This is a genomic window from Pseudoalteromonas sp. NZS100_1, assembly GCF_015864285.1.
Lineage (GTDB): Bacteria > Pseudomonadota > Gammaproteobacteria > Enterobacterales > Alteromonadaceae > Pseudoalteromonas > Pseudoalteromonas arctica.
Map to the genome: position 1 here is coordinate 1 of NZ_JADYXN010000030.1, position 15204 is coordinate 15204.

At 40.2% G+C, this 15204-nt stretch carries 17 protein-coding genes; 4 read left to right on the top strand and 13 right to left on the bottom strand.

Annotation, left to right across the window (positions count from 1 at the left end):
* Positions 1 to 108: 108 nt before the first annotated feature.
* From hemF to I6F66_RS16885, 6 genes are all read right to left on the bottom strand, one after another.
* On the bottom strand, positions 109 to 1059 hold the full coding sequence (hemF, locus tag I6F66_RS16860; RefSeq protein WP_197209491.1) for an oxygen-dependent coproporphyrinogen oxidase: 951 nt from the start codon (positions 1057 to 1059) through the stop codon (positions 109 to 111).
* Between the two features lies 1 nt (position 1060).
* A complete protein-coding gene (locus I6F66_RS16865; RefSeq protein WP_197209492.1) occupies positions 1061 to 1624 on the bottom strand; it encodes an L-threonylcarbamoyladenylate synthase in 564 nt (187 codons plus the stop codon).
* 25 nt (positions 1625 to 1649) lie between these two features.
* The gene (locus I6F66_RS16870; RefSeq protein WP_166421555.1) at positions 1650 to 2225 is read right to left on the bottom strand and encodes a type I DNA topoisomerase; all 576 of its coding nucleotides are present in this window, start codon (positions 2223 to 2225) and stop codon (positions 1650 to 1652) included.
* A gap of 114 nt (positions 2226 to 2339) precedes the next feature.
* Positions 2340 to 2813: a DUF494 family protein gene (locus I6F66_RS16875; RefSeq protein WP_197209493.1), complete on the bottom strand. Its 474-nt coding sequence runs from the start codon at positions 2811 to 2813 to the stop codon at positions 2340 to 2342.
* A 1-nt stretch (position 2814) separates the two neighbouring features.
* The gene (dprA, locus tag I6F66_RS16880; protein ID WP_197209494.1) at positions 2815 to 3906 is read right to left on the bottom strand and encodes a DNA-processing protein DprA; all 1092 of its coding nucleotides are present in this window, start codon (positions 3904 to 3906) and stop codon (positions 2815 to 2817) included.
* A 31-nt stretch (positions 3907 to 3937) separates the two neighbouring features.
* On the bottom strand, positions 3938 to 5056 hold the full coding sequence (locus I6F66_RS16885; RefSeq protein ID WP_197209495.1) for a LysM peptidoglycan-binding domain-containing protein: 1119 nt from the start codon (positions 5054 to 5056) through the stop codon (positions 3938 to 3940).
* Positions 5057 to 5173: 117 nt separating this feature from the next.
* On the opposite strand from I6F66_RS16885, the gene def reads away from it, so the two are divergent.
* From def to trkA, 4 genes are all read left to right on the top strand, one after another.
* Positions 5174 to 5677, top strand: a complete 504-nt coding sequence (gene def, locus I6F66_RS16890) for a peptide deformylase (protein ID WP_197209496.1) — start codon at positions 5174 to 5176, stop codon at positions 5675 to 5677.
* A gap of 24 nt (positions 5678 to 5701) precedes the next feature.
* Positions 5702 to 6655, top strand: a complete 954-nt coding sequence (gene fmt, locus I6F66_RS16895) for a methionyl-tRNA formyltransferase (RefSeq protein WP_197209497.1) — start codon at positions 5702 to 5704, stop codon at positions 6653 to 6655.
* Positions 6648 to 7943 carry a 16S rRNA (cytosine(967)-C(5))-methyltransferase RsmB gene (gene rsmB / locus I6F66_RS16900; RefSeq protein WP_197209498.1) on the top strand — a complete coding sequence of 432 codons (1296 nt, stop codon included), beginning with the start codon at positions 6648 to 6650 and terminating at the stop codon, positions 7941 to 7943. Before fmt ends, rsmB begins: the two co-directional genes overlap by 8 nt.
* An 86-nt stretch (positions 7944 to 8029) precedes the next feature.
* Positions 8030 to 9406, top strand: coding sequence for a Trk system potassium transporter TrkA (gene trkA / locus I6F66_RS16905; RefSeq protein ID WP_004335170.1), 1377 nt, complete (start codon positions 8030 to 8032; stop codon positions 9404 to 9406).
* Between the two features lie 81 nt (positions 9407 to 9487).
* Here trkA and I6F66_RS16910 read toward each other — a convergent pair whose 3' ends face one another.
* The 7 genes from I6F66_RS16910 to pepQ all read right to left on the bottom strand — a co-directional run bounded on the left by I6F66_RS16910 (position 9488) and on the right by pepQ (position 15087).
* Positions 9488 to 9703 (bottom strand): EF-hand domain-containing protein, encoded by a 216-nt coding sequence (locus tag I6F66_RS16910; protein ID WP_007584177.1) that lies wholly within the window; start codon positions 9701 to 9703, stop codon positions 9488 to 9490.
* Positions 9704 to 9780: 77 nt separating this feature from the next.
* Positions 9781 to 9993, bottom strand: coding sequence for a calmodulin (locus tag I6F66_RS16915; RefSeq protein ID WP_004335174.1), 213 nt, complete (start codon positions 9991 to 9993; stop codon positions 9781 to 9783).
* A gap of 139 nt (positions 9994 to 10132) precedes the next feature.
* Positions 10133 to 10345 (bottom strand): EF-hand domain-containing protein, encoded by a 213-nt coding sequence (locus I6F66_RS16920; RefSeq protein WP_004335175.1) that lies wholly within the window; start codon positions 10343 to 10345, stop codon positions 10133 to 10135.
* 464 nt (positions 10346 to 10809) lie between these two features.
* Positions 10810 to 11469, bottom strand: coding sequence for a flagellar brake protein (locus I6F66_RS16925; RefSeq protein WP_165729282.1), 660 nt, complete (start codon positions 11467 to 11469; stop codon positions 10810 to 10812).
* A gap of 44 nt (positions 11470 to 11513) precedes the next feature.
* Entirely contained in the window at positions 11514 to 12965 is a 1452-nt protein-coding gene (locus tag I6F66_RS16930) for a TrkH family potassium uptake protein (protein ID WP_121953916.1), read from the bottom strand.
* 96 nt (positions 12966 to 13061) lie between these two features.
* Positions 13062 to 13676, bottom strand: coding sequence for a YigZ family protein (locus tag I6F66_RS16935; protein WP_008171987.1), 615 nt, complete (start codon positions 13674 to 13676; stop codon positions 13062 to 13064).
* An 88-nt stretch (positions 13677 to 13764) separates the two neighbouring features.
* Positions 13765 to 15087 carry a Xaa-Pro dipeptidase gene (gene pepQ / locus I6F66_RS16940; protein ID WP_197161599.1) on the bottom strand — a complete coding sequence of 441 codons (1323 nt, stop codon included), beginning with the start codon at positions 15085 to 15087 and terminating at the stop codon, positions 13765 to 13767.
* Between the last annotated feature and the right edge of the window lie 117 nt (positions 15088 to 15204).

Below are 15204 nucleotides of genomic sequence, written 5' to 3' on the forward strand. Positions count from 1 at the left end.
GCTTAAGTTACAAGCCATCCTGGAAGGCTACGATTTAGCAAAATCTCTTGAGCCAGACTTGTGATCAAGAGACAGCTAATTAGCGCCATTTTGATTACTGTATAATTATTATAATTGCCATTCTCTGGCTATCAGCTCACTTGGCTGACTAGTTAACCACTCTTGCGGGCGTAAGTAATACTGATATAGATTAGCTTCTGGGCTACTTGGCTCTGGTTTATAGTTATATTCCCAGCGTGCAAGTGGTGGCATAGACATTAATATAGACTCTGTACGCCCGCCACTTTGTAGCCCAAACAACGTTCCTCTATCCCACACTAGATTAAACTCAACGTAGCGTCCGCGACGATAAAGCTGAAAATCACGTTGTTGCTCTGTGTATTCATCATTTTTGCGACGTTCTATAATTGGTAAGTAAGCATCTAAAAAGCCATTCCCCACCGATTGCATAAACGCAAAGCTCTTTTCAAAGCCAAGTTCGTTTAAATCGTCAAAAAATAAACCGCCTACTCCGCGCGTCTCATCTCTGTGCTTTAAATAAAAGTACTCGTCGCACCATGTTTTGTATTTTGGATAAACCTCGCTGCCAAATGGCGCACAAATATCGTGAGCAACTTGATGCCAATGCTGTACGTCTTCTAATACTGGATAGAAAGGAGTGAGATCAAACCCGCCACCAAACCACCATATTGGCTCTTCGCCTTCTTTTTCGGCTATAAAAAAGCGCACATTGGCATGACTTGTTGGTACATGAGGATTTTTTGGATGGATAACTAACGACACACCACATGCATGAAAGCTTCGCCCTGCAAGCTCTGGTCTATGTGCTGTTGCAGAGCCTGGCATTGAAGCGCCAAATACATGAGAGTAATTAACTCCACCTTGCTCTATTACAGTACCATTTGTAGTTACACGCGTACGACCACCACCGCCTTCGGCTCGCTGCCAGTTATCTTCTATAAATTTAGCGCTGCCATCTGCGGTCTCTAAACCTTGGCAAATGGTGTCTTGCAAAGCCATAAAGTATGCTTTTACTTGATCTAATAATTCGCTTTGCATATTAACCTCTAAATATTTTGCCAGTCATGGCGTCTTTTATTGTGCTTGGCTGAGTATTACCACCTAACGGTTCGTCAACGTAAAAACCAACTTGCTCTGCAAATTGCGCTTTAGCTTGCTCAATACTAATAACAGTTTTTTGCCCTGTTAAGTTTGCACTGGTTGATACTAGCGGCTTACCAAACTCTTGGCATAAACGTTTTACTGTTGGATGGTTTGTTACCCTTACTGCAATGGTATCAAACTGCCCAGTTAACCATTTAGGCGTATTTTTAGAAGCAGGCATAACCCATGTAATTGCTGCAGGCCAACTGGAAAAAATATCAGCGCGTTTATCCATTGGTATTTTTGCATCGTCTACGTATTTTAATAACTGCCCGTAATTATCAGCAATTAAAATAAGCCCTTTTTCAACTGGACGCTGCTTAATAGCTAATAGCGCTTCAACGGCTTGTTGATTATCTGGATCGCAACCTAAACCATATACAGCTTCTGTTGGGTATAAAATAACTTCGCCTTGCGTTAAGCATGTTATTGCAGTGGGCGTATTTGAAAGGTCTGACAAAGTAGTCTCCAGATATAATTAAACGTTATTCAGTTGGGGCGAGCTTATGCATGCAACTTTTTTGTGGGCATTGCAATAATGTACCGTTTGCCATATTTCTTTCTATGACGATTGGCCAATTACATTGTGGGCAAGGGTGTTCGACCGGTTTGTTATTAAGTGTGTATTTACAACTTGGGTAGCAATCACAAGAGTAAAATACTTTACCAAACTTATTACTACGCGCAACTAAATGACCTTTTTTACATTTTGGGCAGCTAGGCAAAGTGTCTTCGCTTTGTTTTTCTTCATTTTCGTTAGCAATGTAATGACACTCTGGATAACCCGTACATCCAATAAACATACCGTAGCGACCATTTTTAACCACCAGCGGTTTGCTACACTCAGGACATGCTGAATCTTCTAATATTTTGATTTCATTACTATCGTGATGTGCCAACGGTCTAATAAAATCGCATTTAGGATAACTTGCGCATCCTAAAAAAGGGCCTGATTTACTATTGCGGATCACTAACTCTGAACCACACTGTGGGCATATCTCGTATTCTTTTTCGAGGGCGTGCTTGTTCGCCGAGAAAAGCGAATGGTCGATTTTACTCATAGTGATCCTAATAGGTTGGTGAATTTTCGCCTAATATACCCAAACCACTTAAAGATACAAGCAATGCTGTGCTTATCCGTTTAAGTAATTTGAGTACAATCAAGATAATTTACTCTAATGAAGAAGTTCGCTGGGTTCATCAAAAATCAAATCTTCCATTTGCTCATACGCCTCCTCAGAGCCAGGAACATTAAACAAAATCATAAGCACAATCCATTTTAAATCCTCTAAGCTTATGTTTGTTTTATCGAGTGAGGCTAAACAGTCCATTACCATTTCACGAGTCACATTGTTAATAACGCCTATTTGCTCAATAAACATTAAAAAGCCACGACACTCAGCACTGAGCCTTTGGCACTCGCTATCGGTAAATATACGCACTGCATCTTTAGGGTTAGCTATTAAATAAGGAGATTCGTCACTGTGTTGTAAGTCGGCCAGTTGCTCTAGCCAATCGAGGGCTTTAAATATCTCAGGCTTATTAAAACCTGCGCGTAATAACTCATCGGTTAGCTCATTTTGCTCGGCAAATATATCCGCTTCGCTATGAATGTAATTTTCAAAAAGATATAAAAGAATATCAAACATATTACCTTCCTGCGCTTAACTTAATATAACCATCTAGCACGCGCTCAATCTGATCGTCTAATTCTAAATCGAGCAATCTAGCGAGTACTTTGTCTATTGGCCACTGCGTACGACGTACAATGTCGTCTACGCTGGTTACCTCAAAGCCAATACTATTTAAAACCTCGCATTGAGAATTGGCTTGAATCGGTTGCTCTTTATTACCTAAGTTACTGTCGTAAGTAAAACTCACCTCATCAAGAACGTCGGCTACGTTTTCTACTAGCTTAGCGCCTTGCTTTATTAAAAAGTGACTTGCCTGCGCTAACGGGTTTTTAATAGAACCCGGTACTGCAAACACCTCTTTATTTTGCTCAAGCGCATAACGTACTGTTATTAACGAACCGCTTTTAATTTCAGCCTCAACAATAAGCACTCCCAACGATAACCCAGAAATAATACGATTACGACGCGGAAAGTTATGAGCATTAGCCGCCGTTCCTGGTAAAAACTCACTCACCAGCAGGCCGCTTTCTAAAACTTGGTCTGTTAATAGTTTATGGCGTTTTGGATAGTAAATATCAACCCCAGTACCGAGCACTGCTATAGTTTTACCCGTACCAGCAAGAGAGCCCTTATGCGCTGCTCCATCTATTCCCCGTGCCATACCTGAAGTAACTGTAATACCAGCCAAAGTTAACTCGTATGCAAATTCTGAGGCTATTTCAAGCCCGGTGGGTGTCGCATTACGACTTCCTACTATTGCAATTTGCGGCGTAGCTAATAACGAGACATCGCCCCTGCAAAATAGTAATAAAGGCGCGCTGGAAATCTGACGAAGATCCTCAGGATAAAGCGCATCAAAAATACAGACTACGGTAATGCCCTGCTGCGCAATTAATTGCTCATAATGATTTACTTGCTGCCAATTGGTGTTGAGTAAATTACTCGCTTGATTAGCAGTTAATCCAAGCTGTAAAAGCTTGTCATGGGGTAAGTCGAATAGCGACCCAAGGGAATAGTTTGTAGATAATGCTAAAAGGGTTTTTATACCCAACCCTTTACACATATAAAAGGCAAGCCAGTGGGCTAGCTTGCCAGATGACTGATCCATGCTCTCTCCTAGAGCACCGACTCGCTACTTCTTAATGAATAACTGCAATATCTCCAATGCGAATTGGGTGCTGGTTTTTAGTTATTAATGCATAACTTACTTTGTCATACACTTTAAAGACAATTAGCTCGCCAACTTTTTCTTTAGGCATAGTCCACGTTGTATTTTCTTCGTCAGACTCACCACCAAATAATTGGCTTGCATCAGATAAAAGCTTCTCGTATTTACTAGAATCTTCTGGGTAACGAGGGCCACGAGGACCATCAATAACCGTTGGCGATTGACGTTCTAGATCTAATACATGACCTTCTTCTATATTTTTTTCACTGCCTAAGTTTAGCACCACAACATCCATTGTGCTGAATTCTCTAACGTGGCGTGGCGAAGCAATAATATTACCTGTTACAGGCTCAGAGGGACGGTGTATATTAAAGTACGCTGGAAGCATTTGACCTTCCATTGCTGGTATTAAAAAATCACCTTGTTGAATTTCTCGTTTCACCGATTCAACGCGTAACGACGACGGTACACCATTGTGTTCATCACCCGTTCTAAATGCACGTGCGACACCCACGTAAGATGCACGTGTTGCTAATACTTCACCGGTTAGATCTGTGTAAGGGTCACCCTTATGGTAAATGGCATACGCTTTATGAACTTGTAAGTCGCCTTTAGCATATAAAATGTGGCCTAACGTTTGTGTTTTAGTATTTTCGTTAGCACCTAAAATATAAGGCTTACCTTTAATATCATCACTGTTCATTGCTTGCTCGTAACTGATATAAGGTTTAATCATTTCAAGCGGCAAAGTAGTAATAGCATCACGCCCTTTTGGTGTAATCCTCCCTTGAGGAGATAATTTTCTATAGCCTTTATTGATCACTAAACGTGGGTTTCCATCTGCATCGTATATAAGCGCTAATGCATCACCGGGGTAAATTAGGTGCGGGTTGTCAATTTGTGGATTCATTTGCCAAAGTTCAGGCCAGAGCCAAGGCTCATCTAAATAGATGCCAGAAATATCCCAAAGCGTATCGCCTTTTTTTACAACATACTGTTTTGGTGCATCTTTTTTTATTTTAAGTACATCAGCGACTGCGGGGAATGCAGCGCTTAATGTGAGCATGATTGCAAGTAATGGAGATTTCATTGAGCTTCCTTGTATTGTTTTTTCATTATTATTGCCCAAAACCTGTTAAAGGTGAACGCGAATGGCTAAAATAAGAGCATACAATACCCTAAATTAAGCACAAGTGAAAAGGTAACTATGGCTAGGTTAGAAGTTTTAAGATTTCCAGATGAGCGTTTACGTACTATAGCAAAAGATGTTGCACAAGTTGACGACACAGTACGTCAAATTGTAAAAGACATGCTAGAGACAATGTACGATGAAAATGGCATTGGGCTTGCTGCCACGCAAGTAGATATTCATCAACGAATAGTCGTTATTGATGTATCAGAAGAGCGCGATGAGCCACTGGTATTAATTAACCCACAAATTATCAAAAAAGACGGCTCTACCGTTAGCGAAGAAGGCTGTTTATCAGTACCTAACTCGTACGCAAAAGTAGACCGCGCAGAAACAGTAACAGTCGCTGCACTAAACGAAGACGGTGAAGAATTTGTATTAGATGCAGATGAATTACTGGCTATTTGTATTCAACACGAACTAGATCACCTTCAAGGTAAGCTGTTCATTGATTACTTATCTCCATTAAAGCGCCAACGTATTCGTAAAAAGCTTGAAAAAGAAGCCAAGTTTGCAGACTAGTAATAAGCACCTTAGGAAAACTCAGTGACTCAACCATTACGCATTATATTTGCCGGTACGCCGGACTTTGCCGCACGTCATTTACAAGCGCTGATTCAAAGCGAACACCAAATAGTGGGTGTATATAGCCAGCCAGATCGCCCTGCAGGTCGTGGTAAAAAATTAAAAGCCAGTGAAGTTAAAGCGCTAGCGCTTGAGCACGACTTACCGGTTTTTCAGCCTCAATCATTAAAAAATGATGAAGCACTAGCTGAGCTAACAAGCTTAAACGCCGACATTATGATTGTTGTAGCGTATGGCTTAATTTTACCTAAAGCTATATTAGAAGCCCCACGGTTAGGTTGCTTAAATGTGCATGGTTCTATATTACCGCGCTGGCGCGGTGCTGCACCTATTCAACGCGCAATTTGGGCAGGCGACGAGCAAACTGGCGTAACAATAATGCAAATGGATGAAGGGCTAGATACCGGCGATATGCTACATATAAGCCGCTGCCCTATTAGCGCCACCGAAACCAGCGAAAGTTTATATACAAAACTTGCTGAGCTAGGCCCAGACGCGTTGATTGAAACCATTAATAAATCAGCTAATGGTGAGATCACCCCTGAGCCTCAAAATGATGAACTTGCTAACTACGCTAAAAAGCTTTCTAAAGAGGAAGCTAATATCGACTGGTCAATGAGTGCGCTGCAAATTGAGCGAAACATTCGCTCTTTTAATCCATGGCCAGTGTGCTTTACCCAAATGGGTGGGCAAACAGTAAAGATTTATCAAGCGCAGGTTGTGCAGCAATTAGGTAATCCTGGGCAAATTTTATCAAGCGACAAAAATGGTGTAGTAGTGGCATGTGGCGAACATGCTTTATGTATTACGCAATTACAACCGCAAGGTAAAAAACCAATGGCAATTAACGACTTTTTAAATGGTCGTAGTGACTGGGTTACTCCTGGCACAATATTAGGCGAAAACAATGAGTAATGTTCCAAACGTACGAGCGCTGGCCGCTGAAACTTTATATAACGTAGTTGATAAAGGCGCATCGCTTAATCAAGAACTTCCATTTGCAAGCCAAGGCTTGCCGCCTAAAGATAAAGCGCTGCTACAGCAAATTTGTTACGGCGTTTTACGCTACTTACCGAGCCTTGAAAATTACTGCCAACACTTAGTAGAGCAGCCATTAAAAGGTAAACGTAGAATATTTCAGTTTTTATTATACGTGGGTATTTATCAGTTACAGCATATGCGCGTACCACCGCATGCTGCCATTTCAGAAACGGTAAACGCACTGGCTCAACTGCGCGCTTTAGGATTAAAAGGGCTAATAAACGCTATTTTACGTAGTTTTCAGCGCCAACAAGCAGAGCTTGAAGAAAAAGCAAAGCTGATCCCTGTGTGCTTATACAACCACCCAAATTGGTTTATCAAACAAGTTAAAGAAGCCTATCCAGATAGCTGGGAAGATATACTTGCAGAAAACCAACAACAAGCACCTATGTGGTTACGTGTAAATCAATCGCAATTTAGTACGCAAGAATACAGCGATATGCTTAGCGCTAACGACATTGAACACACCTTAAACCCAGACTTTATAGATGGGATTAAGCTTGCCAAACCACGCGATGTATTTTCGTTGCCTGAGTTTGATACGGGTGCATGTTCAGTACAAGATGCAGCAGCCCAACTTGCAGCACGCTTTTTAGAACCTAAAGCAGATGACTACATTTTAGATGCCTGTGCAGCACCTGGCGGTAAAACATGTCATATATTAGAGCTTGCTGATGCTGATGTACTTGCACTTGATAGCGACTCAACTCGCCTTGAACGCGTTAAGCAAAACTTAACGCGTATTGGCTTAGGTGCAGACCTACAATGTGGCGATGCCTCACAACCACATACTTGGTGGGACGAAAAATTATTTGATCGTATTTTGCTTGATGTGCCTTGTTCAGCCACTGGCGTAATTCGCCGTCACCCTGATATAAAATGGTTACGTCGCGCATCAGACATCGAAGACTTAGCTAAATTACAAAGCGATATTCTTGATAGCATTTGGCCACTGTTAAAACCAGGTGGCACATTGGTATATGCTACGTGTTCGGTTCTTCCACAAGAAAACCAACAGCAAGTTGCTAAGTTTTTAGCTAATAACGATGATGTAGAACATATACCTCTACACGAAAATGATACCGTAACAACTCCAGGTTTGCAGTTACTGCCCGGTGAAAGTGATGGATTTTATTACGCTAAGCTAGTTAAAAAAGCCTAATAGCCGTACACTAAATAGTTAGCCATTTATGAAACATTAAATGGCTATTTTTTTAATTAAATTATGGTCAATACCACGGGTAAATAATGAAAATAATTATACTCGGTGCCGGGCAAGTTGGTGCTACGCTTGCTGAAAACTTAGTTGGCGAACAAAACGAAATTACCGTTGTTGATATAGACGGTAACCGATTACGTGAACTTCAAGATAAGTACGACTTACAAGGGGTTATGGGCCACAGCGCGCATCCTGACGTATTACGCCGTGCAGGCGCTGAAGATGCCGATATGATTATAGCGGTAACCAGTTCAGATGAAGTGAACATGGTGGCATGCCAAGTGGCATACAGTATTTTTAAAACGCCCACTAAAATTGCCCGCATTCGCTCAGAGCAATATTTAAAATACCGCGAAAAGCTTTTTCAAAACGATGATTTACCAATCGATCATTACATTGCCCCAGAAGCACTGGTCACTAAGTATATTCGCCGTTTAATTGACTACCCTGGTGCTCTGCAAGTATTGCAGTTTGCCGATGGCATGCTCTCGTTAGTCGCCGTAAAAGCTTACTATGGTGGTTTATTAGTAGGTTATGCGTTATCTGCACTTAAAGAACATATTCCTAATGTAGAAACTCGTGTTGCCGCTATTTACCGCCAGGGTAAAGCAATAAAACCACTGGGTACCACCGTTATTGAAGCCGACGACGAAGTATTCTTTATTGCCGCTACAAAACATATACGCGCAGTAATGAACGAGCTACAAAAACTTGAGCGTTCGTACAAAAAAATTATGATAGCTGGTGGCGGTAACATTGGGGCAGGCCTTGCCCGCTCACTTGAAAAAAACCACACCGTTAAACTAATTGAACGCAGCAAAGAACGTGCCGAGCAACTCTCAGAAATGCTCGATAACACGGTCGTTTTTTGTGGTGATGCATCTGATCAAGAACTACTTTCAGAAGAACATATAGAACAAGTTGATGTATTTATTGCCGTAACCAACGACGATGAAGCAAACATTATGTCGGCCATGCTTGCAAAGCGTATGGGCGCACAGAAAACCATGGTGCTTATTCAACGTGGAGCTTACGTTGATTTAGTACAAGGCGGCGAAATAGATATTGCCATATCACCGCAACAAGCCACTATATCAGCGTTATTAACGCACGTACGACGTGGTGATATTGTTAATGTGTATTCACTACGTAAAGGTGCGGCAGAAGCTATTGAAGCGGTTGCCCATGGTGATGAAAACACATCTAAAGTGGTTGGTCGTGCAATTGCCGATATAAAACTTCCGGCGGGTACCACTATTGGCGCAATAGTACGTAATGACGATGTACTGATAGCCCACGACGATACAATTATTATGTCGGGCGATCATGTCATCATGTTTTTAATCGACAAAAAACACATTACCGTTGTAGAAAAACTATTCCAAGTAAGTGCTATCTTTCTTTAATTAGTTCCTTAAATTAGTTAATTGAACACACAAAAAAGCCGCTGACTAAGGCGGCTTTAATGGAGTATGCTTAAATATTGATTACTGTACTTTTGAAAACTCTTCTTTAGAGATTTCACCATTACCATCAGTATCCAAATCATCAAAAATCTTTACAAGCTGAGGGTTAACCTTCGCTTCTTCCATTGTAATAGCACCGTTACCATCTGCATCAAAAGAGGCAAAATCTACTGCGGCATATGCTGCTGATGAAGATGCTAAAACGATAACTGCAAGTGTTGTATTTAATGTTTTCATAATAATATTCCTAGTAATATGGGAAGTCCTTTTCAAAGATCCCTGACTGTGAAAAATGTTTAATCTGAAAAGATTAATTAGTAATTAGCGAATTCTTCTTTAGAAAGCTCGCCGCTACCGTCGGTATCTAGCTCAATAAATTCAGCCATTAAATCTGTATCGACTGCCGCTTCGCTTGGGCTAATTGTGCCGCTACCATCGATATCAAGGCTGTCAAAATCTGATGCTGCAAATGCAGCGGAAGAAGATGCTAGTACTATAAGTGCTAATGCTTTATTTAAATGTTTCATAACTTAATCCTTCAATGTTCTATCAAAAAAATTGCTTCGTTTAACTTAAAACGTAATTTTTCACTTCCTTGTTATCCTCTTTCGTAAGCTCCCTTGCCTACTTAGGTGTCTTTGGCAACTCAGGATAAATACTTTTTAATTAAGCTTCTGAAAATTCTTCTTTTGATAACTCACCATTTTGGTCAGTATCAAGCTCAGAAAACATGCTCATTAGCTTTGCATCAACTGATGCTTCTGCTTGGCTAATTGTGCCACTGCCGTCTACATCCAGTGTGTCAAAATCTGTTGCAGCAAAAGCGGCTGAAGAAGATGCAATAGCGATAAGTGCTAAAGTTTTATTAATGCTTTTCATAATATGTATCCTTCAAATTTATGTGTGTGCGATTAAGTATTTCACTTTGAATCACGATTTCGTTCAGTACACTTAGACTATTACAACTTAGATGCCAACATTTAAAAGCTATTAATTTTCAATAAGTTAAATATAAAACGTACAACAAGAAGGCGTTTTTAGAATAGTTATTGTTGCCCTTTAGCAACACGTTTTAAAGAGATGACATTAAAATCATTAAAAACATATAGTTATGTTTATATAAAAAGATACATTTTTAAGTGTACGGTTTTAAAAGGAGGGATTTTAAAGAATAATTGAGATAAATTTTAACGAGGAAGCTTTAATAACAAAAAATAAGCTGTAAAAAATAATACGTAATCAGTTGTTTTATTTAAATAATAATTTTAATTATGAAAGAGAAAAAAACATTTTATAAATACTGACGTAAAATGCCTTTTTGTTGCAAATAAGCGAAAACCTATTTATTCAACGGTAGGCTCAAGCGCAGAAGGGTCTATAAAATGCTCTTTCATAAAGGCTTTCATTTCATCCTCGCTTGCTAGTAGCTTAATTCCACAGTGCACACCTGCGGCATGCTCTTTAACACTGCAAATTTCACCTTCAAAATCTTTATCACTGCTATTAAGTACGACAGTGCATTGCATATCTTTAATACTTTCAACTTGCTGATCGCCTCTAATATCAAACATTACACCAGTGAGTGAAATGTCTTTAATAAGGCCTTCAAGTACCCTATCGTCACTTAGTTTTAGCTTTGCAGGTAATAAGGTAGGTATGCGTGTTTGTGAGCGTAGCGCAAATAACTGCACTTGCTTTGGAAAGTTTATAAACACGAGTTTAGCGGGATGAGAGGCTACCGACATAATTTGCTGGCGAAACGCAATAACTTGCCCACCACTACCTTCAATAAGCGCTCTTACAACAACCATTACGCCATCACGTAAATAGTCACTCGCCACAGGTAAACGCTTTGCATTGGGATAATTTAAAATAATAAACTGTTTATCGAGTAAACCAACTAATTCAGTTTTAACACGCTTACTGCTTGTAGGTGTTAATATTTCTAGGTCGACTAAGCTGCCTACACTTATATGCTTTAGCTTTTCTAAATTTGTTGGCATATCCCTTTCCCACTAACTTGTATTTTAAAATTCAAATGGCTCGTTTAACCACGCCAAAATGTAGGCGTAAATAGTACTAATAAAGTAAATATTTCTAAACGACCAAACACCATTGCAATGGTAAGCAACCATTTAGCACCATCGGTTATAGCGCCATAATGCGATGCTACATCACCCAGACCTGGACCTAAGTTATTTAAACAAGCCGCAGTGGCTGAGAACGCAGTTATGTTATCCATACCCGTGCCCATAAGCGCTAACATAATAATAATAAACACCAACGCATACGCAGAGAAAAATCCCCACACGGCTTCTACTACTTTGTCTGGCAACGCCTTTCGACCCAGCTTGATTGAATATATAGCCCGTGGGTGCACCAAACGATTAAGCTCACGCACACCCTGCAAGTACAGTAAGAACACGCGCACTACTTTCATACCACCACCAGTAGAGCCTGCACAACCACCAATAAAGCTCGAAAATATAAGTAAAATAGGTAAAAACAAAGGCCATGTTGAAAAGTTATCAGTAGCAAAGCCTGCTGTTGTACTCATAGAAACAGCTTGAAATAATGCCTGATCGAGGGTTTCATCGCCATTAGCAAATATTTCATTAGAGGAAAGTACGGTAAAACAAATAACCACCAGCGCTAATTGAATACACAAAAACACCTTAAACTCAGGGTCTCGAATATAAACTTGTACGTTTCGACTCGCCACTGCAGCGTAGTGCAGGGAGAAGTTAACAGCGGCAATAATTAAAAAGAACACACAAATAAAGTTAATTACAGGGCTGTCAAAGTGCCCCATGGAAGCATCGTAAGTAGAAAAACCACCTATCGCGACCGTTGAGAATGCATGACATATCGCATCAAACCACTCCATCCCTGCTGCCCAATAAGCCAGCATACAAGCAATAGTCAGCGACACATAAATATACCAAAGGTGCTTTGCTGTATCGGCAATTCGCGGGGTCATTTTGGAATCTTTTACAGGCCCAGGTATTTCAGCGCGATATAACTGCATACCACCAACACCTAGCATGGGGAGTATAGCGACAGCGAGTACGATTATACCCATACCGCCAAACCACTGGAGTTGCTGGCGATAAAACAACACCGACTTAGGTAAGTACTCAATACCGGTAAGTACTGTAGCGCCGGTGGTTGTTAAGCCAGAGAATGCTTCAAACACCGCATCGGCGAGTGATAAATTAGGTTCTTGTAAAAATATAAGCGGCAAGGACGCAAACGCCCCAAGTACCAGCCAAAACAAAACAACAATTAAAAAGCCTTCACGTGCTTTTAAGTCACCGTTTTCATGGCGGTTTGGGTAGTAAGCCATCATGCCAATAACAACACTAAAGATAAATGCTAAAACAAAAGGAACACCACCACCGTCTTTATATATTAAAGACACCAGTGCCGGAGGCACCATGGTAATACTAAACAGCGCAACAAGTTGGCCAAGAATTTTTATGATGGTACGAAATTGCATTTAGCTTGTCGCTTTTATTATTAGTAAATTCAGGCTGAGTAGTATCAACCAAATTAAATAGGGTCAGTATGCATTACATGCAATTTGTGTAGGTTATTACTCTTTAATAGTTAACTCAACTGCGCCGTGACTTAAATCAAAAATATCTTTGATTGCTTGCTGAGCTTCGCGGCTATCTATTGTAATCACCCATTCAATATTAGCAGTAAATTGCTTATCAATATTAAGCACTTGATACTTTGTTTTTAATAACTGCTCAATCGCACCTTGCATGCTGTACTCGCTACTCCCTGTAATTTCAACACTGGGAACTTTAAGTACCGTTTGCAATTTTACTAATGCATTATTTAATGAGCCACCATAAGCACGTACTAACCCGCCCGTGCCTAATTTTATGCCGCCAAAGTAACGTGTAACAACAGCTGTGATTTCGCCAAGGCCTGAACCCACCAGCACATTTAACATAGGTTTTCCTGCAGTGCCATTTGGTTCACCATCGTCCGAAAAACCATAAACATGGCTGCCACCGGGGTTGCCTGCCACATGTGCCCAGCAGTTATGACGCGCATCGCTATACTTTTCTTCAATGCTTTTAATAAATGCTTTAGCTGAATTTAAATCGGGGGTATGTGCAATGTGAACTATAAACGTACTTTTTTTAATTTCTTCTTGATGAAAAACGTCAGTAGCGGGATATTTATATTCAGACATATTTTAAACTTGTAAAAAGGGGGCCAAAAGGCCCCTTTAAATAATGTACGTATTTTAACGTGTATAAACTAATTAGTGTTAACTAGAATTAATCGAGCGCTAAATCTCGTGTCATATTCTCTAAGCTATCTTCGTGAACAATAATGTTATCTTCAATACGAATACCGCCAAATGGTTTAAATGACTCAACCTTTTCCCAATTAATAAATTGCTTATTATCGGTTTGCGCTAAATCACCAAGCAGTGAATCAATAAAATATAAGCCTGGCTCAATGGTAAACACTTGGTTTTTCTCTATTCGACGAGTACAACGCAAGAACGGATGCCCTTCTGGCGATGGCTGATGAGTGCCTTTTTCGTCACTCATAAAGCCGCCCATATCATGCACTTGTAAACCAAGGTGATGCCCTAGACCATGCGGGAAGAAAGTAGAGGTAATTTTACGCTCAACAATTTCCTCAGCAGGTAAATTAACAATTTTAAAATCACTTAGAATTTGTGCTATACGGTTATGGCATTCAACGTGTAAATCACCATAAAGCATACCCGGCTTTAAACCTTTACCTAATTCAATTTGTTGAACCGTCATAGCTTGCACAAGCTCAGCAAACTCACCCTGCTTTTTAAAATCATAAGTTCGGGTAATATCAGCAGCGTAACCATTAAAGTTTGCACCGGCGTCAATTAAAAATGAGTTATGCGTGTGTGGCGCTTTTGGATCAAAATGCGTGTAATGCAAAATAGCGCAGTTTTCGTTAAGCGCAACAATGTTGCCGTACGGCATTTCATTTTCGCTTTGACGTGTAGCCATTAAGTACGCTTGTTGAATATCGAACTCACTGCCGCCATTAAAAAATGTATCGCGCGCAGCTTTATGCCCATCTACTGCAATGCGGTTAGCGTTGCGTAAACATTCAAGCTCGTACTGCGTTTTATAAGCGCGGTGGTAATGAAAATAGTTAAGTACAGGCTCAGGGTTCATAATACTAAAACCAAGTGCTTGCGCTACTTCAATATATTCGCCCATGTAAGCGTATTTAGCTTTGTCGTATGGTAATAACTTTTCAACTTGATCAGGCTGAAGTAATAGCTCTATATCAAAGTACTCAGCCCAAAAGTCGCGAGGCTCGTCTGGTACTTTATGCCAAAAATCTACTGGACGATAAAATATTAGTTTTGGTTTGTCGCTGCCATTTACCACAATCCAGCAATGAGGATTATCAATAACCGGTAACCACGCTTTAAACTGTGGATTAACTTTAAATGGATAATACATATCATCTAAAAACTGGCGCTTAGCTTGGCCTGAATGAATTACTAATCCTTCTAACCCTTCGCTATTACAAATTGTACGAGTACGCTGTTGCAGTGTTGCAATATGTTCGGCGTATAAAACGGCTAATTTATCCATTGTTAATCCATCTGTTAAATTTAACTTGCTCTGAGTCTACCACTTAAACACTAAACGCTCAAAAAAGGGGGATATTTAACATGTAAACATCCCCCTTATTAATACCTATACCTATCG

Excerpts from the sequence above, each read along its gene's own strand:
- I6F66_RS16885 (WP_197209495.1), bottom strand. The coding sequence starts at position 5,056 with ATGAAATCTCCATTACTTGCAATCATGCTCACATTAAGCGCTGCATTC.
- I6F66_RS16930 (WP_121953916.1), bottom strand. The coding sequence starts at position 12,965 with ATGCAATTTCGTACCATCATAAAAATTCTTGGCCAACTTGTTGCGCTG.
- trkA (WP_004335170.1), top strand. The coding sequence starts at position 8,030 with ATGAAAATAATTATACTCGGTGCCGGGCAAGTTGGTGCTACGCTTGCT.
- I6F66_RS16920 (WP_004335175.1), bottom strand. The coding sequence starts at position 10,345 with ATGAAAAGCATTAATAAAACTTTAGCACTTATCGCTATTGCATCTTCT.
- I6F66_RS16915 (WP_004335174.1), bottom strand. The coding sequence starts at position 9,993 with ATGAAACATTTAAATAAAGCATTAGCACTTATAGTACTAGCATCTTCT.
- dprA (WP_197209494.1), bottom strand. The coding sequence starts at position 3,906 with ATGGATCAGTCATCTGGCAAGCTAGCCCACTGGCTTGCCTTTTATATG.
- rsmB (WP_197209498.1), top strand. The coding sequence starts at position 6,648 with ATGAGTAATGTTCCAAACGTACGAGCGCTGGCCGCTGAAACTTTATAT.
- hemF (WP_197209491.1), bottom strand. The coding sequence starts at position 1,059 with ATGCAAAGCGAATTATTAGATCAAGTAAAAGCATACTTTATGGCTTTG.
- I6F66_RS16910 (WP_007584177.1), bottom strand. The coding sequence starts at position 9,703 with ATGAAAACATTAAATACAACACTTGCAGTTATCGTTTTAGCATCTTCA.
- I6F66_RS16935 (WP_008171987.1), bottom strand. The coding sequence starts at position 13,676 with ATGTCTGAATATAAATATCCCGCTACTGACGTTTTTCATCAAGAAGAA.
- def (WP_197209496.1), top strand. The coding sequence starts at position 5,174 with ATGGCTAGGTTAGAAGTTTTAAGATTTCCAGATGAGCGTTTACGTACT.
- I6F66_RS16875 (WP_197209493.1), bottom strand. The coding sequence starts at position 2,813 with ATGTTTGATATTCTTTTATATCTTTTTGAAAATTACATTCATAGCGAA.
- pepQ (WP_197161599.1), bottom strand. The coding sequence starts at position 15,087 with ATGGATAAATTAGCCGTTTTATACGCCGAACATATTGCAACACTGCAA.
- I6F66_RS16925 (WP_165729282.1), bottom strand. The coding sequence starts at position 11,469 with ATGCCAACAAATTTAGAAAAGCTAAAGCATATAAGTGTAGGCAGCTTA.
- I6F66_RS16870 (WP_166421555.1), bottom strand. The coding sequence starts at position 2,225 with ATGAGTAAAATCGACCATTCGCTTTTCTCGGCGAACAAGCACGCCCTC.